This window comes from Flavobacterium sp. HSC-32F16, assembly GCF_024171645.1.
Lineage (GTDB): Bacteria > Bacteroidota > Bacteroidia > Flavobacteriales > Flavobacteriaceae > Flavobacterium.
The window spans coordinates 1,378,342-1,396,621 of record NZ_JALKAC010000001.1; the positions used below are offsets into that span (position 1 = coordinate 1,378,342).

Here is an 18,280-nt window from a genome sequence, read left to right on the forward strand (position 1 = left end):
TTGATATTTTACGACGTTTTTTTTTCGATTTCTTTTAATTATGATTTTACACCAAACATAACTTTTTGATAATCAAATCATAACAAATCCATAAATCTTAAAATTGCATTAGTATATATGGATAATTAACTGTAATTTTGCACCCTATTTTAAATACATATATGAATAAATTTGAACAATTAGGATTGAATGAATCGTTACTGAAGGCGATTTTAGATCTAGGATTTGAAAATCCGTCAGAGGTACAGGAAAAGGCGATTCCCCTATTATTGGAAAAAGACACAGATATGGTTGCGTTGGCTCAGACAGGGACAGGGAAAACGGCAGCTTTCGGTTTTCCGCTAATTCAAAAAATTGATGCTGACAATAGAAACACACAAGCATTAGTTTTATCGCCAACACGAGAACTTTGTTTACAGATTACCAACGAACTTAAAAACTACTCAAAATACGAAAAAGGTATTAATGTGGTAGCAGTTTACGGCGGGGCTAGTATTACAGAGCAAGCCAGAGAGATTAAAAGAGGCGCACAAATTATTGTGGCTACTCCGGGGAGAATGCAAGACATGATTAACAGAGGTTTGGTTAACATTAAAAATATAGATTACTGTATTCTTGATGAGGCTGATGAGATGTTGAACATGGGATTCTATGAAGACATCGTATCTATTTTATCAGATACACCAGATCAAAAAAACACATGGTTGTTCTCTGCAACTATGCCACAAGAGGTTGCCAGAATTGCAAAACAATTCATGAGCGAACCGGTTGAAATTACTGTTGGTACTAAGAACTCAGGTTCTGCAACGGTTTCTCACGAATTTTACTTAGTAAATGCTCGTGATCGTTACGAAGCTCTAAAACGTTTAGCAGATGCAAATCCAGATATTTTTTCTGTAGTTTTCTGTCGTACTAAAAGAGATACACAAGCTGTAGCTGAAAAATTAATTGAAGATGGATACAGCGCTGCTGCATTGCATGGAGATTTATCTCAGGCACAGCGTGACGGGGTAATGAAATCTTTCCGTGGAAGACAAATTCAGATGCTTGTTGCTACTGACGTTGCTGCACGTGGTATTGACGTTGATAACGTAACACACGTTGTAAACTACCAATTACCTGATGAGATCGAAACATACAACCACCGTTCTGGACGTACTGGTAGAGCTGGAAAATTAGGAACTTCTATTGTAATCGTTACAAAAAGTGAGTTACGTAAAATTTCTTCTATCGAGAGAATCATCAAACAAAAATTCGAAGAAAAAACTATTCCATCTGGAATCGAAATCTGCGAAATTCAGTTATTACACTTAGCTAATAAAATTAAAGATACTGAAGTTGATCACGAAATTGACAACTACTTACCAGCAATCAACAATGTTCTTGAAGATTTATCTAAAGAAGAATTGATTAAGAAAATGGTTTCAGTAGAATTTAACCGCTTCATTGCTTACTATAAGAAAAACAGAGATATTTCATCTCAATCTTCTGGAGAAAGACGCGAGAGATCTGATTCTGAGCCAAGAGAATTCAATAATAACGGAGCAGTTCGTTACTTTGTAAACATTGGTTCTAGAGACAATTTCGACTGGATGTCTCTTAAAGATTACTTGAAAGAAACATTAGACTTAGGTCGTGATGACGTTTTCAAAGTAGATGTAAAAGAAGGTTTCTCTTTCTTTAACACTGATCCTGAGCATACTGATAAAGTTATGGAAGTATTAAACAACGTACAATTAGAAGGACGTCGTATTAATGTTGAAATTTCTAAAAATGACGGAGGCGGAAGACGTGACCACAACAATCGTGGCGGCGGAAGAAATTCTGGCGGACAAAGAAGAGAAGGAAACTTCGCTCCAAGACGTGAAGGTTCTGGTGGTGGAGGTTTTAGAAGCGACAGAAATTCTGCTCCAAGACGTGAAGGTTCTGGAGGCGGAGGTTTTAGAAGCGACAGAAACTCTGCTCCAAGAGAAGGAGGTTTTAGAAGAAGTGAAGGAAGTTCTGACAGAGCACCAAGACGTTCTGAAAGCTTTGGTGATTCACCAAGACCAAGAAGACCAAGAAGAGATTAATACTTTAATATCTTAAAATACAACAGCCCAAATTCCAGACTTAATTGGAATTTGGGATTTTTTTATTGAATGCTTCTCTCTGTAAATAAGTTTTGTAATCCAAAACAATATAATTTAATACTCCCTATCTCTTTTTATTTAAATACTAAAAGCATCATTGCAGCCTTTGTTAATTTTCTTATAATTATATTCGAAGACTACGAAATATTTAATCTCTATTTACTACTTTTAGTGCTTTAAATCAGGATATGAAATATTTCTCAGTTTTCTTTTTTTTACTATTCTCCGCCGTTAGTTTTGCGCAAGATGTTGAATCAACAACCCCGCAAAGAGTTTCAGGTTACATTATAAACGACGATAGTAAACAACCTCTTCCAAACGTAAACATCATTAACACAAACAAAGTACGTGGTGCAAAATCAGATTCAAAAGGGTATTTTGAAATCGATGTACAACCTAATGATACCATTCACTTCTCTCTTTTAGGATTTCAATCCCTTAGAATCAGGGTAACAAACGACTGGATAAAAAATAAAGTAACTCGAATTCAGCTTACTGAAAAAGCAATTGCACTTGAAGAAGTTATTATTGCTCCTTTCAGCCTAACCGGTTATCTTGAAATTGATTCGAAGTTAATTCCAACCAAAGAAAACTATCGTTATAGTATTTCAGGACTAACACAAGGTTATGAAGCTGGTGAATATTCGCCAAATGCTTTTGGTAAAGTATTGGGCTCTATTTTTAATCCTGCAGATATGCTTTATAATTTCTTTGGAAAAAATGGAAAAGAGCTAAAGAAACTTAAGGACATGAAAAAAGACGATACCATTAGAAATCTTTTGGAAACCAAATACGATCGTGAAACTATTGCTGTTCTTTTAGGAATCAGTAAAGATGAAATACCTGAAATTATGCACCGCTGCAACTATTCTGATGCTTTTATTCAAACAGCAAACGATCTTCAAATTTTAGATGCTATAAGTGGTTGTTATGAACAATATAAAGTATTAAAAAGGAATTAAAACTTTACTCTTACCATAAACACACAAATCCTCAATTTAAAAATTGGGGATTTTTTTATGCCTTTTAAAGTTTAAAAAAACTTATATTTACTTAATCAAATAATTAAAATAAACAAAATCAATATATTATGGCAAAGGGTCAGGATGCTAAAAAAACAGCAAAAAAAGAACCGTTAAAAACGGCTAAAGAAAAAAAAGAAGAAAAAAGAGAGAAGAAAAATTCTCCTAAAAGAGATTAATAAAAGTATTCAGTGTTCAGTTTTTTTTAGTGTTCAGTTTAGTAACCAGAGACTTAATGATTACTAAAAACTGAACACTGAATATTTTTTTATTTAACTGGAATATTCGAAAGAATTTCTAACACAAATTTCCAATATTTTTGAGCAGATGAAATGCTGGCTCTTTCGTCTGGAGAGTGCGCTCCGTGAATGGTTGGCCCAAAAGAAATCATATCCATTTCCGGATAATTTGTTCCTAAAATTCCGCATTCTAAACCAGCGTGGCAAGCCACAACTTTTGGCTGTTCACCATTTTGTTTTTCGTAAATATCTTTTAAAACTTCTAATATTTCTGAATTTACGTTTGGAGTCCATCCCGGGTAAGAACCAGAAAGTTCAACTTCGCATCCCACTAATTCAAAAGCTGAACGTAAAGAATTAGCCAAATCAAATTTTGAAGATTCTACTGAAGAACGCGTTAAACATCCTACCAAAATTTCTCCGTCTTTTACAACAACGCGGGCAATATTATTTGAAGTTTCAACCAAATCAGCCATATCAGCGCTCATTTTATAAACTCCATTTTGTGCTGCATAAATCGCTCTCACAATTCCTTCCTGAACACCTAAATCCATTATTTTTTCAGGTAAATCAGTTTTTACGATTTCGATTGATAAGTTTGGTTCTGTTGTTTTGTATTCTGCTTTAATGTCGGCAATAATTTCCTGCATATCATAAACATACGCTTCATCAAACATTTGAGAAATAATTACTTTAGCAACGCTTTCTCTCGGAATTGCATTTCTAAGACTTCCTCCATTAATTTCAGAAACCTGTAATCCAAAGTTTTCAAAACCATCAAATAACAAACGATTCATGATTTTATTGGCGTTTCCTAAGCCTTTATGAATATCCATTCCAGAATGACCTCCATTTAGGCCTTTTACGGTAATTGTATATGCTACAGAACTCTCAGGAACTTCTTCTTCATTATAAGCCCTTGTAGCCGTTACATCGATTCCACCAGCACATCCTATATCAATTTCGTCATCTTCTTCCGTATCCAGATTCAATAAAATCTGTCCTTGAAGAATTCCGCCTTTTAAATTTAAAGCTCCTGTCATTCCGGTTTCTTCATCAATTGTAAACAAAGCTTCAATTGCAGGATGTGGAATGTCTTTACTTTCTAAAATTGCCATAATTGTTGCCACTCCCAGCCCATTGTCAGCACCAAGTGTTGTACCGCGAGCGCGAACCCAGTCACCATCAACGTACATATCAATTCCTTGTGTGTCAAAATCAAAAACGGTATCAGCATTTTTTTGGTGCACCATATCTAAGTGACCTTGCATTACAATGGCTTTACGATTTTCCATTCCCGGAGTTGCCGGTTTTCTGATGATTACATTTCGGATATCGTCTTCAAAAGTTTCTAAACCTAAGCTGTTTCCAAAGTTTTTCATAAACTCGATTACACGCTCTTCTTTCTTTGACGGACGCGGAACGGCGTTTAAATCTGCAAATTTGTTCCAAAGTGCTTTTGGTTCCAGATTTCTTATTTCCTGACTCATTATATTTTGTTTGAAGTTTAACAATTAAGAATGTCAAAGTTACAAAGTTTATATTTTTTTTCGCCACGAATTCCACTAATTAGCACAAATTATAATGGCTCTAAAGTTGAATAGTATGAATACTCAATTTAAAACAAGGAATTTTAAAAATACAATCAATCTTTTTAAAGAGGATATTTCGAGGGATTTAATGATGTATTAAAAACAGACATAACATATACTGTTTTCACATTCTCATCTATAAATAAAAGATAATAAATGGGAATTTCTTAGTGGGAAGGCCTCGATAATCCTTATATCTGATTTCAAAAAAAGGATTTTTCGATAATGTATCTAAATGTTCATCAATCACTTGATAAAAATATTCACCTAAACCACTTTGCTTAGACTCATAATAATCAATCGCATCTTGTATATCTACAAGCGCTCTTGGCTCAATAACAATATTAAAAATCATTTCTTTGATTTGAAACGTAATTGTTTTTTGGCTTCGTTCCAAGGAAGAAAATCATCTGCTTTTGAAGTCGATCTTCTTTCGTCTAATAAATTTTTCATTTCTTCGGTTACAGAAAATTCATTAATTACCGTTTCATAATTGAATTTTTCTATCAACTGCATAAAGAATGACAATTCATTATCAGGAATATTTAAAGTGATTCGTGTCATTTTCCTTGTTATTGAATAACAAATTTACAAAAAAGAAAACGAACTACTATTTTAATTATTATTTTTAACCCAAAAGTAAAACTGTGAAATCAAAATATATCCTTCCTCTATTTCTTTTAGTTCAGATTATCTTTTTAAAAATCCTGCCGTTTTTTCCTGATTTTGTAGAAGGTTTTTACAGTAATAATTTATACATCAGAATTTCGCATTTCTCGCGAGTAGTTTTAGGCAAAATTCCATTTTCTGTTGGCGATTGTATGTATGCAGTTTTAATATTATCCATGATAAGCTGGTTTTGGAGAATTCGAAAAACATGGAGGACAGATTGGAAAGATCATCTTTTAAAAATTACAGGCAAAATTTCTATTTTTTACTTTTTCTTTCATGTGCTTTGGGCTTTCAACTATTATCGAAAACCTCTTTTCGAAAAAATGGAAATTAAAAGAGAATATACCGATGCTGATTTATTGGCCTTTACAAAAAGATTGATTGTCAAAACGAATGAAATTCAGTTTAAAATCTCAAAAAACAAAGACGAAAAAATCAGTTTTCCCTATTCGCAGGAAGAAGTTTTTAAGATGAATTTAAATGGATATGAAAAATTAGCCCAGGAACATCCTTATTTTAAATATGAGACTTTAAGCGTAAAAAAATCGCTGTTTAGTGTGCCCTTAACTTATATGGGATTCGGCGGTTATTTGAATCCGTTTACAAATGAAGCACAGGTAAATGATTTATTGCCAATGTATTCTTTTCCGCTTACCGCTTCTCATGAAATGGCACATCAAATTGGTTTTGCCAGCGAGAACGAATGCAATTTTATAGGCGTTTTGGCGTCTGTAAAAAATGATGATTTATATTATCAGTATTCAGGATATAGTTTTGCATTGCGCTATTGTCTGGGAATTTGGAAGTTTAAAAATGAAAAAGTCTTCGAAGTTTTAAAGAAACAAGTAAATCTGGGGATTTTAAAAAATTATCAGGAAAGTCAGGATTTCTGGAAAAAATACGACACATTTATCGATAAAGGTTTTCATTTTGTTTATGATAGTTTCTTAAAATCAAACAATCAAAAAGATGGAATGGAAAGCTATAGCAAGTTTATTGATTTGATGATTAATTATTATAAAACAAGAGAGTTTTAGTTTTTGCCACAGATTACACAGATTTAAATGATTTTTTATTTTAGATTAAATACAAAATGACATTATAAATCCTCTTTAATCTTTTTAATCTGTGGCAAAAAAATAAATTCAACTGTAACAAAATAGATTTCAATACTACTAATACTTATATGAGCGAAAATCTAGAACAGTCATTTGTTGCGCAATTGCAGGCAAATCAGAATATAATCCACAAAATTTGTAGATTATATACTGCCGGCGAAGACGCTCATAAAGATTTGTTTCAGGAAATCACTATTCAGCTCTGGAAAGCGTATCCAAAATTTAGAGGCGACAGTAAATTTTCGACCTGGACGTATCGTGTCGCTTTAAATACAGCCATTACCTTATACCGTAAAACCAAAAGAACCATATCTACCGTAGATTATGAAAGTCATCAGTATTTTGTAAAAGACGTTGATTACAACTATGAAGAGGAAGAACAGATAAAATTGATGTACAAGGCCGTTTATCAGCTTAATGACATCGAAAAAGCATTAGTTTTTATGTATTTAGAAGACAAAGATTATCAAGAAATAGCAGAAACCTTAGGAATCAGCGAAGTGAATGCGCGAGTGAAAATGAACAGAATTAAAGGGAAACTAAAAAAAATACTAAATCCTTAAAAATTATTATGAAAGAACTGGATTTACTAAAAAAAGACTGGCAAAAGAACTCTGATTCTTTTCAACAAATTTCTGAAAAAGAAATCTATAAAATGATTCACAAAAAGTCATCTTCAATTGTGAAATGGATTTTGATTATCAGTATTTTGGAGATTTCGTTTTGGACTTTTTCAAACTTATTTATCAATACTGATGATGTTTTGCGAAAAATAAATCATCCCGAAATTGTAGTTACGCTTGAATACTTAACTTACCTGAATTATTTAGTAGGTTTAATTTTTGTATTTATTTTCTATAAAAACTACACTACGATTTCAACTACAGTTGCTACTAAATCTTTAATGAGTGCTATTCTAAGAACCAGAAAAACAGTTCAGTATTATGTTTGGTACAACTTAGGAATGATTGTTATTACATCAATATTAAGCTTCTTTATCGCTTTTGTTTACAATCCTGATATGGCTTTTTTAAGAGAAAAACTAGCCGTAAACGGAAAAGCAATGTTTACCACAGTCGGGATTTTGACTCTGGTTATATTAGGTTTCTTCGGCTTATTCTGGTGTTTTTACCGATTACTTTACGGTACTTTATTACGCAGATTGTACGTAAATTATAAAGAGTTAAAGAAAATAGATTTCTGACGCTAAGGTTCTAAGAGGCTAGGTTCCTAAGTTTTAAAACCTGAAACTTTAAACATGAAACAAAAAACTAAACCTAACTTTCGTTTTCCGTTGCTTTATAGCTCCATCTTCTCATTTCGTTAAGCTCTTCTTCGGCTTTGATTACTTCGGCTGGAATGACTTTTAAAAATGAAGGATGTTGTTCGATAGCATATTCTACTTTTTCTACGATTTCTTCGATTGTGTCATTTTCATAATCAATTTCAAGAGGTTCTTTGATGATGAAAGACTGAAGTATATTTTTCTTTTTCATACGAAGCCCTTTTTTATCAAAAGAACGACGGAAACCATCGATAACAATAGGAATTACAATTGGTTTGTGCTGTTTGATTATATGTGCTGTACCTTTACGAACGGGTTTGAATGACTTTGTTGTTCCCTGCGGAAAGGTAATAACCCAGCCGTCTTCAAGTGCAATACGGATATTTTCAGTGTCGTTTGGATTTACGTCGCGTTTTTCAGTAACATCAACACCTTTTGCACGCCAGGTTCTTTCTACGGTAATTGCGCCAACGTATGCTAAAATTCTAGGCAGTAATCCGGCCTGCATAGTTTCTTTTGCAGCAACATAGTAAATATTCATTTTAGGCTGCCACAAATAACCAATGTTCTTAATAGTATCTTGACGTCCGCTTAAACTTGCGTTAAACACATGAAACATAGCCACAACATCGGCAAAATAAGTTTGATGATTGGATATAAACAAAACATTTGTATCCGGCAGCGTTTTAATTATTTCAGATCCTTCAATCTGCAAATCATTAAAACCTCTATATCTGCGGTGAGTCATGGCACCCAAAATACGGATTAACCATTTCTTGATAAATAATATATGTCCGAAAGGATTTCGTTTAAACAATCCCATAATCTCGTTTTGTGTATTTTGGTTAAGTGGCAAACATACAAAAATTATTGTTTTAGCAATACTTTTATACAATTTACGCAATAATTCACTATCACCATGAATATCAAATTGTTAATTTTATTTTAAAGTAGATTTTCTGAAAAAGTAAATTTTAAAACATCCCTCAATTCGCTCAAAATCATCGCTGTTGCTCCCCAGACAATATGATTTTGAATATTGAAGGCTGGAACGAGAATATCATTTCCATAAGAAGTAGACAATGTGGTTTCGATAATAATTTCGTCGTCTAAAAAAACAGATAACGGCAATTCGATAATAGAAGCGACCTCACGGGCATCCGGATAAAACACAAGTTCTTCTTTGGCAATTCCTAAAAAAGGATGAACCAAAAAATTACTTGGCGGTATATACATGGGAGTAAAATACTTTATGATTTCAATTTTTTCAGGAAGAACACCAATTTCTTCATTCGTTTCACGCAAAGCGGTTTCCTGATAATCACGATCTGTAGATTCATATTTTCCGCCTGGAAATGCAATTTGTGAAGAATGAACCCCATTGTAAGCATTTCGAACAATTAAAATAAGATGTGTTTTTTCATTTTTGGGATAAAACAACATCATAACTGCAGCAATTCTTGGATTTTTTGCGTTAATATCTAAATTTTTCAACGCCTGAATGCGTTCTAAGGGTGCCATTTTTGCGTGCGCTGATTCTGCCGGAAGTTCAACTGGAATTAAATTAGGAACATATTGCAAAAAATCTTGAAAATCCATATTCAAAGTTTATTTTTGTACTTTCAATTAAAATATAAATATACTCTAGAAAATGCGGTTCTACAAGTTTTCTAAAACAAAGCCATAAAAATGTACAGCAGAGAAGAATCACAAAGAATGAAAAGGGAATTTTGGGTTGCTTTCGCAGAAAAGTATCCTAGAAAATGGGTTCTTTATGACACCAAAATAAAAGATTTCTCTTTTAAGTTTTATGTAGACAATAAAAAAGCCCAGGTTTTAATTGACATTGAACACCGAAGCGATGAAAAACGAAATGCTTATTTTGAAAAAATTGAAGCTTTAAAAAATATTCTGGAAGAGGAATTTATTAAAGATTTGGTTTTCGAAAAAAACTATACTCTTGAAAGCGGTAAAACAATAAGCAGAATCTGGGTTGAAAAACTAGGATTAGGTTTCAGCAACCGCAATAACTGGGATGCTATTTTCGATTTTTTCAACGAAAAAATGCATGCTCTCGAGATGTTTTATCTGGAGTATGATGAATTTATTAAGGAAATTGATGCCTGAGTCACTAAGCTTCTAAGTATTGAAATTCTAAGATTTTTATTTAACCAAACCCTACAGATTTTATCCCCGAGGCTTCGGAATAAAATCTGTAGGGTTTGGTATTTATACAGTAAAAATATTGTAAACTATAATATGATCGTCATAATTAATATAAAGCTGTTTGCGATTATCCTGTTTTTTTCTTGTAATAATTGAAAGTTTACATTCTTTTCCATCATTATCTTTACATAGAAAAGAATACACAATATCCGTATCATTTTCTTCTCTTTCAATATAATCAAGAATACTAAACAGCTGAATTTCCTGAGAGTACACAACAATCCTATGCTTATCTGTATCTAATACAACCGAAAGATTTACCAAATCCAGATTCGACCATTGTCCCCATCTGCCTCTTTCGTTTTTTTCTAAAACACTAAATCCGGATGTTTTAAAATGATAAGACTGACTTTGAACCTGCTGCAGTCCAAAAGCCAAAAACAATATAATTATATAAGTGCGAATAGAATTCATAAATATTTCTTGGGGGTAATTAAAACTCAAATGTAGCTTTTTCTTCGCGAGCTGCTTTGAAATCGGCTATCATTTCTTGAACAATTTGTTCAACAGGTAAAATTTCATGAATAAGTCCGGCGATTTGCCCTATTTCGAGTTCACCTTCTTCCAGATCTCCTTCAAACATTCCTTTTTTAGCTCTTGCTCTTCCCAGAAGCTCAATTAAATCTTCTTTAGAAGGACATTTTTCATATAGAGCCTGAACGTCATTATAAAACTTATTTTTCACCAATCGAACCGGAGCTAATTCTTTTAAAGTCAATTGAGTATCTCCTTCTTTTATATTAACTATTGTTTGTTTGAAATTATTGTGAGCAGATGACTCTATCGATGCAGCAAAACGGCTTCCAACCTGAACGCCATCGGCACCTAGAACCATTGCAGCAAGCATTCCTCTGCCCGTTGCGATTCCGCCTGCAGCAATTATTGGAATTTGAATTTTTTCCTTCACCATCGGAATCAAAGTTAACGTCGTCGTTTCATCACGTCCGTTATGTCCTCCGGCTTCAAAACCTTCGGCAACAATAGCATCAACGCCCGCTTCCTGTGCTTTTAAAGCAAAAACACTGCTGCTGACTACATGAACTACGGTAATTCCTTTTTCCTTTAAAAATGAAGTCCATGTTTTTGGATTTCCTGCCGAAGTAAAAACGATTTTTACGTCTTCTTCAACCACGATATTCATGATCTCTTCAATATTTGGATACAACATCGGAATATTAACTCCAAAAGACCTATCAGCAGCTTTTTTGCATTTCTGGATGTGTTCTCTTAAAACATCCGGATACATTGATCCCGCACCAATTAAACCTAATCCACCGGCATTACTAACTGCCGATGCTAATTTATAACCACTATTCCAAATCATTCCGCCTTGAATAATTGGATATTTTATATTGAAAAGCTTTGTAATTCTGTTCATTAAAACTTTTTATTGTTTTATTATTTTTCCTGTTTTATGCACACTTCCTGCATCAAAAGTGTAAAAATAAAGACCATTGTTTAAACCTTCTACAGAAAGAACCGGATCTAGATTTGTTATTTGTTTCTCTATCAGTTTTTGCCCTAATAATGAATATATAGATACCGAAGCCGTTTCATTGTTGAACAAAAAAGAAACAGCTGTTTTGGTTGGATTTGGATAAACTAAAAAATCTGAAGTTACCCCAAAAACATCAACTCCTAGAGTAGAACCAAAATTTGGGATTCCATATCCGTAATTATTATCAGGAGTCGTATATCTATCTGAAGAAGCCAAAATCATTTGTCTGATTTCTTTATTGGTTTTAGCTGGAAAAGCCTGCCACAAAGAAGCCGCCATTCCCGCCATAATTGGACATGAAAAAGAAGTTCCGCTTGCAGTTCCAATATTTCCGTTTGCATCAGAAACCACCGAAGCTGTGCCTTGAGCCATTATATCCGGTTTTATTCTTCCGTCAGAACTTGGCCCAATCGAACTGAAACTTGATATTGATTTACTTGCGGTAACCGAACCAATTGCCAAAACAGAAACAGCATCAGCCGGAGATCCAATATGTTTTTCTGCTCTGCCACCTTCATTTCCCGCAGAAGCCAAAACTAATATTCCTTTACTAAAAGCTGCTTCGGCACCACGCGAAACAAAATTGGTAATGCCGTTCATATCACTGTATGTATGATTGTATCTCGGTTCTGTCCGATCACCAAAATATCCCAATGAAGTCGTAATTATATCCACTCCCAAAGCATCTGCTTTTTCTGCTGCTTCAACCCAAAGTGATTCTTCTACAGGGTTTTCAAAAGCATTAATTTCTGTAATAAAAAGATAATAAGAGGCATTTGGAGCAGTTCCCACCAAAAAGTTTTCTTTATAACCGCCCATTGTCGAAAGTACTTTTGTTCCGTGATCACTGCCCGTGTAGAAATTAGGATTTCGTGAAGTATAATCGTAACCGCCTAGAATTCGGTTATTGTTTCTAAGATTTTCAAAAGGCTGCGCCGTATTTACACCTGGAAAACCTCCATCTAAAACCGCTATAATTTTTCCTTGTCCTGTAAAATTCTGCTGATGCAAAACTTGTCCGTTCAGCATTTGGATTTGATTAGCAGAATTTCCATAAGAATAATCTACAGCCGCTTCCAGCTTATTGAGATTTTTAGTCGTTTTCGTTTCTGAAACTTTTTTTCCTGTGGTATTTAAGGTTTTATCTGCAAAATCTACTTTAGACACAAAAGATAATCCTTTTAGTGCATTTATGTTTGCCTGAGTTCCCTGAATATGAAGAGCATTCAGCCATTTCGACTGCGCCATTACAATTATTCCCGTACTAATCGTAATCTGATTTACATACGAAGCTTCTAATGGAGCATCTGTAACATCTAAAGGTATATTTTGATTTGTTCTTCGATCTAGAGCTCTCTGAGAAAGCTCTGTCAACGGATTACTAAAGAAAGCCTGAGAATTAGGCTTTGCATTAAAATAAACCCAGGCATCTTCTTGTGCAAATACTGCAAACGAAAGAAATAATAAAAGGATAGTAAAGTTATATCTCATAATATACTTTTTATGGAATTGCTTCCTAAGAAAGTATAAAGCTAAGAAATTACTCCCGAACCAACTAATTCATTTTCTAAATACCAAGCAACAAACTGACCTTCTGTAATAGCAGACTGCGGTTCTTCAAAACGAACGTACATGCCGCCTTCAAACTGATGCAAAGTTGCTTTCTGTAATGGCTGACGGTAACGAATTCTTGCCATTACTTCCATTTTTTCGCCTTCGTTTAATTTCAAATCCTCGCGAACCCAGTGTATTTCTGAATTTCCCACAAACAATGCTTTCCTGAACAATCCAGGATGATTACTCGTTAAACCAGTATAAATAGTATTAGTATCCACATTTGTAGCAATTACAAACAAAGGATCTGTAGTTCCTCCAACATTTAATCCTTTTCTTTGTCCGTTTGTAAAATAATGCGCTCCCTGATGTTTACCCATCACTTTTCCCATTGTTGGAAGATAATCCAGTTTTTGAGCTTCAATTTTCAGTTCATCTTCTAAAGAAATTCCAGTTGGTTTTTCAATAGTATAAATCGGATCATTTTTGTCAATCTGCACAATTACACCTTCTTTTGGCTGCAATTTTTGTTGTAAAAATTCAGGTAAACGAACTTTTCCGATAAAACAAAGTCCTTGAGAATCTTTCTTTTCGGCAGTTACTAATTCCATTTCAGCAGCAATTTCGCGAACTTCCGGTTTTGTCAAAGCCCCAATAGGGAACAATGCTTTTGATAATTGTTCCTGAGATAATTGACATAAAAAATACGACTGATCTTTGTTGACATCATTTCCGGCAATTAATTGGTAAACCTTTTTTCCGTCAACTTCAACTTCATTTTTTTGGCAGTAATGTCCTGTGGCAACATAATCGGCTCCAAGACTTAGGGCGATTTTCATAAAAACATCAAATTTGATTTCGCGGTTACAAAGCACGTCAGGATTTGGAGTTCTTCCTTTTTCGTACTCGTTGAACATATAATCAACGATTTTTTCTTTGTATTCTTCGCTTAAATCAACTGTTTGAAACGGTATTCCAAGTTTTTCTGCCACCAACAAAGCATCGTTACTATCTTCTAACCAAGGACATTCGTTAGAAATAGTAACCGAATCATCGTGCCAATTTTTCATAAAAAGTCCAATAACTTCGTATCCTTGCTGCTGCAATAAATAAGCCGCAACACTAGAATCTACTCCACCAGAAAGACCAACTACTACTCGTTTCATTTTAAAATATTTATATTTTTACAAGGGTGCAAAGATACGCCATATTTTAGAAAATTATAATGGTTTTGATTGGTTTATATAATTCGATGGTAGATAAAACTTATGGTTTAAATACTTACTTTTAATATTCATTAAAAATTGTCATGAAAAGATATATTTACGGCTTGTTTTTCTTTTTCATTTTTATGTCTTTAAGCGCTCAAAGATATTCTTCATCATTAGAAAATTATGAAGCTTATAAAGCGTTTAGAGGAAAACCTTTGTCTGATAAATTTTCGAATATTGAATCTGTTAAAGTAATCTACGATTTACGAAAGCAGAAAATGTATTACTTCAACAGCACAGTAATCCCCCTTCATTATGATTTCGCAACCAATTACCTCAATTACAATTACGATTTAGAGATTTTTAATAACGAGAATTACAGCAACACTCAAAAAAATCGTGATTTTTTACTTGGAAATCTCAATCATATTAAGGGAACTGATAAATGGATTTTCGAATTAGCGGCCTCAGATCATATGCCTATTGAACTTATAGAACGTTTTTTCAGCTTAGTTAAAAAATCAACTTTTATTGGGGAAAATCTAAAATTTTACCTGAATAATCCTGAACAGATGGAATGGTTTCGTTTGGAATAATTTAAAATTCCTTGTGTAAAATCAGATTATATTTTTAATGAAATAAAATATCAGGAAGTAGTTTCCGGAACGAATATTGGGATTTTAAAACAATATAAAATCAATGATTTAGACAAAATAAAACCTAAACCGGATGAAATTATAGTTTTAGATGGAACGCCGGATATCTTACCAAATGTTAAGGGAATTATAGTAACTGATTTACAAACACCACTCAGCCATTTAGTGCTTTTAGGAAAGAACCGAAAGATTCCTATTATGGCATATACGCTTGCTTTTAAAGATGAAAACATCCAAAAACTGCTTTCTAAAAAAGTAGAACTTAAAATTGAAGTCGATACTTTTTTCATCAAAGAAACGAATAAAAAAATAGTAGTTAAAGCAAATTCTAAAACCAAAAAGCTGACTATAGATAACTCTATTACAGATTTAGTCGACTTGTCTAAAATCCCCAAAAAAGGTGTTAATTATATTGGGTCAAAAGCTCAAAACATGGCGTATTTGATTGCTATATCCAAAGAAATTTCGTTTAAAACACCCGAAGATGCACATGCTATTCCGTTCTATTATTATTCAAAACATATTCAAAAGGAATCCATTTCTCCTTTAATAAATGAACTTTTGACCTTTCCGAAGAAAGATTCTACGGTTTGGATTAATCAGCAATTGAAAAGAATTCGCGATGCAATTAAAAAAGAACCTGTAGATTCTGAACTGCTTTCAAAACTAAATCTGGCTTTTAAAAATGCTAAGTTTAAAAATTTCAGATTTCGATCTTCAACAAATGCCGAAGATTTAGATGATTTTAATGGCGCTGGTTTATATGATTCTAAAACCGGAATTTTAGGCGACAGCATTAAAACATTTGAAAAAGCAATTAAACAAGTTTGGGCCAGTGTATGGAATGAAGCTTCGTATAACGAAAGGGAACTTTTTGGAATCGATCAGCAAAATATTGCAATGGGCGTTTTGGTTCATCGTTCTTTTCCTGATGAACTGGCAAATGGCGTTGTGATTACAAAGAACATTTTCAGGCAAAATTTCCCCGGCATTACAGTGAATATCCAAAAAGGAGAAAACTCGGTTGTAAAGCCAGAAAAAGGAGAAATCTGCGAGCAGTTTACAGCTTATCATTTTAATTCCGGAACAAACGATGATGATTTTGATGTTGATTATACCTCAAATTCAAATCTAAATGATAATGAGCCTTTATTAAGCAGAAAAGAAATGAGCCGGCTTTTTATGGTGAGTAAAAAAATCGAGGAAAGAATGTACCGTTATTGGAGAAAAAATCAGTTTCATCCTGTCGATATGGAATTTAAGATTGTGGGCGAAAACAGGGATTTATACATCAAACAGGTTCGTCCTTTTAATGATTAGGTACAATTTAATCATTAACTTTTATTACAATTACTTTAACCTACTATTGATGCAGATACAGTTTTTTATTCTGCCACAGATTAAAGGATTAAAATGATTAATAAAATGTACGGAAAAAATCTCTCGCAGATTTCACAGATTATTATTCGAGAAACTTTATCAAAAAAAATCTGCTAAATCTGGGTGAAAAACTTCTGATGTTTATTTCTGAATTTACCTCTCTAATAAAAAACTAAAAGATCTATTTCGTTTGTTACGGTATTGATCAAAACAATTTTAAAAGCAAAATCTTTAATATTTATTTTCTCTTGAATTGCTTTGCGTATGTTTTCATTTTCTAAAGAAAAATCACTTATTAAAGGGATTTTTACATCGACTGCATTAAAATAATTCGAAGCCTTTTTATTGACAATAATCGATGCCGCAATATAAAAACCGATTATGATAACCTGAAAGAAGAGCAATATTTCTATTTTTTCGAAAGGATACATTATATCTAAAATAGAAAGTGTAATCGTTGCAAAAAGAAAGATTATGGCATTTACGGTAAACGATTGTGTCCTGAATCTTAGAATGGAAAAAATAGCAAATAATCCAAAACCAATTCCAACGCCAATTTCGATTTTTGTAAACAAATAGCAAAGCGAAAATGTGCAAAGTCCAACAATTACCATTAACGGATTTATGGTTTCGTTATCTTTTCTATTAGAGAAAAAATACAGAAGCAAAATCGAAAAAAACAACAATAAAAACCGTCCGGTAAGTTCGTTTAAATCCATTGAATCAAAATATTAACAAATCAAATTTAAACAATTTATATTTTGATTTAACTTATTTAAAATAAAAAAGATTTGCCACGAATTACACTAATTTCACGAATTATTTCTGTTTTGGATAACTAAAAATTAGTGAAATTAGTGTAATTCGCGGCAAACAAAAACTAACCGCGGCCGGCTAGTGATATTATTCATTTTTAGGTTTAGAATCGGCTTTATAGCTCGCTTTTGGGTCGCTCATATTAACTTCTTTGGTTAATTTGCCTTTGGTATAAAACTGCCAAATTCCTGCTTTTTTTCCATTTACAAATTTTCCTTTAGAGGCAACAGCTCCATCTGCATCATAAAATGTTGCATCACCGTTAAACTCATTATTTTTATATGTCGCATCTTCTAAAAGCGTTCCGTTTTGTCCGTATTTTTTATAGTTTCCTTCTCTTGAACCATTTTGATATGTCATTTCTTCAGCAACTTTCGCATTTGGATAATAGACCGTTTTTGCCCCTTGAAGTTTGCCTTTTTTGTAGTTTTCAGAACTCATTAAAACTTTAGAAGCTTTGTGATAATATTTCCACTCTCCTTCTCTGTCTTTTCCTATTTCTTTTCCTTCACTTACTTTATTCTTTTTCTGGTCGTAAAAAATGGTGTACGAACTTCCATCATTAGCCGTAAAATCGCGCGTTGCAATTACGTCGCCTTTTTGGGTATCATCAAAAAAATTAAAAATGCCTGTTTCTTTCCCATGACTGAAAGTTCCTTCATAACGCGGGCGTTTAGACTCATAAACACCTTTCCAGATCCCATCTTTTTTACCGTTGGCATCTAATTTATTAAATTCGTTTTGCGCGCTTAAAAACATAACATTCAATAATGCCAGTCCAATTATTATTCTTTTAGAAATCATTTGTTATTCAATTTAAAACTTAAACGAAAAATCGTTTCATAAAGTATTTTAATTCTCCTCAAAGTTAAAATATTC

General features: G+C 33.1%; 19 protein-coding genes. 8 read left to right on the forward strand and 11 right to left on the reverse strand.

What is annotated here, in order from left to right:
- Positions 1–161 precede the first annotated feature (161 nt).
- Positions 162–2,072: a DEAD/DEAH box helicase gene (locus tag L1276_RS06070; RefSeq protein ID WP_253786154.1), complete on the forward strand. Its 1,911-nt coding sequence runs from the start codon at positions 162–164 to the stop codon at positions 2,070–2,072.
- Positions 2,073–2,320: 248 nt separating this feature from the next.
- Complete coding sequence (locus tag L1276_RS06075; protein WP_253786155.1) at positions 2,321–3,094, forward strand: carboxypeptidase-like regulatory domain-containing protein; 774 nt, start codon at positions 2,321–2,323, stop codon at positions 3,092–3,094.
- Between the two features lie 328 nt (positions 3,095–3,422).
- Here the strand turns inward: L1276_RS06075 and L1276_RS06080 are convergent, their stop codons facing one another.
- The 3 genes from L1276_RS06080 to L1276_RS06090 all read right to left on the reverse strand — a co-directional run bounded on the left by L1276_RS06080 (position 3,423) and on the right by L1276_RS06090 (position 5,549).
- Positions 3,423–4,883, reverse strand: coding sequence for an aminoacyl-histidine dipeptidase (locus L1276_RS06080; RefSeq protein WP_253786156.1), 1,461 nt, complete (start codon positions 4,881–4,883; stop codon positions 3,423–3,425).
- Between the two features lie 238 nt (positions 4,884–5,121).
- Entirely contained in the window at positions 5,122–5,340 is a 219-nt protein-coding gene (locus L1276_RS06085; RefSeq protein ID WP_253786157.1) for a type II toxin-antitoxin system RelE/ParE family toxin, read from the reverse strand.
- On the reverse strand, positions 5,337–5,549 hold the full coding sequence (locus L1276_RS06090) for a hypothetical protein (RefSeq protein ID WP_253786158.1): 213 nt from the start codon (positions 5,547–5,549) through the stop codon (positions 5,337–5,339). The genes L1276_RS06085 and L1276_RS06090 overlap by 4 nt, the downstream gene beginning before the upstream one ends.
- 83 nt (positions 5,550–5,632) lie before the next feature.
- Here L1276_RS06090 and L1276_RS06095 point away from each other — a divergent pair, with 83 nt between their 5' ends.
- From L1276_RS06095 to L1276_RS06105, 3 genes are all read left to right on the forward strand, one after another.
- Positions 5,633–6,694 (forward strand): DUF3810 family protein, encoded by a 1,062-nt coding sequence (locus L1276_RS06095; RefSeq protein ID WP_253786160.1) that lies wholly within the window; start codon positions 5,633–5,635, stop codon positions 6,692–6,694.
- 149 nt (positions 6,695–6,843) lie between these two features.
- The gene (locus L1276_RS06100; RefSeq protein WP_116752151.1) at positions 6,844–7,338 is read left to right on the forward strand and encodes an RNA polymerase sigma factor; all 495 of its coding nucleotides are present in this window, start codon (positions 6,844–6,846) and stop codon (positions 7,336–7,338) included.
- A gap of 8 nt (positions 7,339–7,346) precedes the next feature.
- Positions 7,347–7,979: a hypothetical protein gene (locus tag L1276_RS06105; protein WP_253786162.1), complete on the forward strand. Its 633-nt coding sequence runs from the start codon at positions 7,347–7,349 to the stop codon at positions 7,977–7,979.
- A 73-nt stretch (positions 7,980–8,052) separates the two neighbouring features.
- On the opposite strand, the gene L1276_RS06110 is transcribed toward L1276_RS06105, so the two are convergent.
- Both L1276_RS06110 and L1276_RS06115 read right to left on the reverse strand, forming a co-directional pair.
- Positions 8,053–8,883, reverse strand: a complete 831-nt coding sequence (locus L1276_RS06110) for a 1-acyl-sn-glycerol-3-phosphate acyltransferase (RefSeq protein WP_253786164.1) — start codon at positions 8,881–8,883, stop codon at positions 8,053–8,055.
- A gap of 122 nt (positions 8,884–9,005) precedes the next feature.
- Complete coding sequence (locus L1276_RS06115) at positions 9,006–9,659, reverse strand: CoA pyrophosphatase (RefSeq protein WP_253786166.1); 654 nt, start codon at positions 9,657–9,659, stop codon at positions 9,006–9,008.
- A gap of 90 nt (positions 9,660–9,749) precedes the next feature.
- On the opposite strand from L1276_RS06115, the gene L1276_RS06120 reads away from it, so the two are divergent.
- The gene (locus tag L1276_RS06120; RefSeq protein WP_253786168.1) at positions 9,750–10,187 is read left to right on the forward strand and encodes a DUF4268 domain-containing protein; all 438 of its coding nucleotides are present in this window, start codon (positions 9,750–9,752) and stop codon (positions 10,185–10,187) included.
- A 102-nt stretch (positions 10,188–10,289) separates the two neighbouring features.
- Here the strand turns inward: L1276_RS06120 and L1276_RS06125 are convergent, their stop codons facing one another.
- The 4 genes from L1276_RS06125 to mnmA are packed head-to-tail and all read right to left on the reverse strand — an operon-like array spanning position 10,290 to position 14,504.
- Positions 10,290–10,700 carry a hypothetical protein gene (locus L1276_RS06125; protein WP_253786170.1) on the reverse strand — a complete coding sequence of 137 codons (411 nt, stop codon included), beginning with the start codon at positions 10,698–10,700 and terminating at the stop codon, positions 10,290–10,292.
- Positions 10,701–10,719: 19 nt separating this feature from the next.
- Positions 10,720–11,664, reverse strand: coding sequence for a nitronate monooxygenase family protein (locus L1276_RS06130; protein ID WP_253786176.1), 945 nt, complete (start codon positions 11,662–11,664; stop codon positions 10,720–10,722).
- Between the two features lie 9 nt (positions 11,665–11,673).
- Positions 11,674–13,275, reverse strand: a complete 1,602-nt coding sequence (locus L1276_RS06135) for a S8 family serine peptidase (RefSeq protein WP_253786177.1) — start codon at positions 13,273–13,275, stop codon at positions 11,674–11,676.
- A 41-nt stretch (positions 13,276–13,316) separates the two neighbouring features.
- Positions 13,317–14,504 (reverse strand): tRNA 2-thiouridine(34) synthase MnmA, encoded by a 1,188-nt coding sequence (gene mnmA / locus L1276_RS06140; protein ID WP_253786179.1) that lies wholly within the window; start codon positions 14,502–14,504, stop codon positions 13,317–13,319.
- A 143-nt stretch (positions 14,505–14,647) separates the two neighbouring features.
- Between mnmA and L1276_RS06145 the strand changes: the two genes are divergently transcribed.
- Both L1276_RS06145 and L1276_RS06150 read left to right on the forward strand, forming a co-directional pair.
- Complete coding sequence (locus tag L1276_RS06145; protein ID WP_253786181.1) at positions 14,648–15,145, forward strand: hypothetical protein; 498 nt, start codon at positions 14,648–14,650, stop codon at positions 15,143–15,145.
- A 258-nt stretch (positions 15,146–15,403) separates the two neighbouring features.
- Positions 15,404–16,525: a PEP/pyruvate-binding domain-containing protein gene (locus L1276_RS06150; RefSeq protein ID WP_253786183.1), complete on the forward strand. Its 1,122-nt coding sequence runs from the start codon at positions 15,404–15,406 to the stop codon at positions 16,523–16,525.
- A gap of 221 nt (positions 16,526–16,746) precedes the next feature.
- Here L1276_RS06150 and L1276_RS06155 read toward each other — a convergent pair whose 3' ends face one another.
- Complete coding sequence (locus L1276_RS06155; RefSeq protein WP_253786185.1) at positions 16,747–17,304, reverse strand: DUF4956 domain-containing protein; 558 nt, start codon at positions 17,302–17,304, stop codon at positions 16,747–16,749.
- Positions 17,305–17,488: 184 nt separating this feature from the next.
- Entirely contained in the window at positions 17,489–18,205 is a 717-nt protein-coding gene (locus L1276_RS06160; RefSeq protein ID WP_253786187.1) for a toxin-antitoxin system YwqK family antitoxin, read from the reverse strand.
- Between the last annotated feature and the right edge of the window lie 75 nt (positions 18,206–18,280).

Bases quoted from the DNA above. Each gene is read 5' to 3' on its own strand.
- L1276_RS06070 (WP_253786154.1), top strand. From the start codon at position 162: ATGAATAAATTTGAACAATTAGGATTGAATGAATCGTTACTGAAGGCG.
- L1276_RS06075 (WP_253786155.1), top strand. From the start codon at position 2,321: ATGAAATATTTCTCAGTTTTCTTTTTTTTACTATTCTCCGCCGTTAGT.
- L1276_RS06080 (WP_253786156.1), bottom strand. From the start codon at position 4,883: ATGAGTCAGGAAATAAGAAATCTGGAACCAAAAGCACTTTGGAACAAA.
- L1276_RS06085 (WP_253786157.1), bottom strand. From the start codon at position 5,340: ATGATTTTTAATATTGTTATTGAGCCAAGAGCGCTTGTAGATATACAA.
- L1276_RS06090 (WP_253786158.1), bottom strand. From the start codon at position 5,549: ATGACACGAATCACTTTAAATATTCCTGATAATGAATTGTCATTCTTT.
- L1276_RS06100 (WP_116752151.1), top strand. From the start codon at position 6,844: ATGAGCGAAAATCTAGAACAGTCATTTGTTGCGCAATTGCAGGCAAAT.
- L1276_RS06105 (WP_253786162.1), top strand. From the start codon at position 7,347: ATGAAAGAACTGGATTTACTAAAAAAAGACTGGCAAAAGAACTCTGAT.
- L1276_RS06110 (WP_253786164.1), bottom strand. From the start codon at position 8,883: ATGGGATTGTTTAAACGAAATCCTTTCGGACATATATTATTTATCAAG.
- L1276_RS06115 (WP_253786166.1), bottom strand. From the start codon at position 9,659: ATGGATTTTCAAGATTTTTTGCAATATGTTCCTAATTTAATTCCAGTT.
- L1276_RS06120 (WP_253786168.1), top strand. From the start codon at position 9,750: ATGTACAGCAGAGAAGAATCACAAAGAATGAAAAGGGAATTTTGGGTT.
- L1276_RS06125 (WP_253786170.1), bottom strand. From the start codon at position 10,700: ATGAATTCTATTCGCACTTATATAATTATATTGTTTTTGGCTTTTGGA.
- L1276_RS06130 (WP_253786176.1), bottom strand. From the start codon at position 11,664: ATGAACAGAATTACAAAGCTTTTCAATATAAAATATCCAATTATTCAA.
- L1276_RS06135 (WP_253786177.1), bottom strand. From the start codon at position 13,275: ATGAGATATAACTTTACTATCCTTTTATTATTTCTTTCGTTTGCAGTA.
- mnmA (WP_253786179.1), bottom strand. From the start codon at position 14,504: ATGAAACGAGTAGTAGTTGGTCTTTCTGGTGGAGTAGATTCTAGTGTT.
- L1276_RS06145 (WP_253786181.1), top strand. From the start codon at position 14,648: ATGAAAAGATATATTTACGGCTTGTTTTTCTTTTTCATTTTTATGTCT.
- L1276_RS06150 (WP_253786183.1), top strand. From the start codon at position 15,404: ATGGCATATACGCTTGCTTTTAAAGATGAAAACATCCAAAAACTGCTT.
- L1276_RS06155 (WP_253786185.1), bottom strand. From the start codon at position 17,304: ATGGATTTAAACGAACTTACCGGACGGTTTTTATTGTTGTTTTTTTCG.
- L1276_RS06160 (WP_253786187.1), bottom strand. From the start codon at position 18,205: ATGATTTCTAAAAGAATAATAATTGGACTGGCATTATTGAATGTTATG.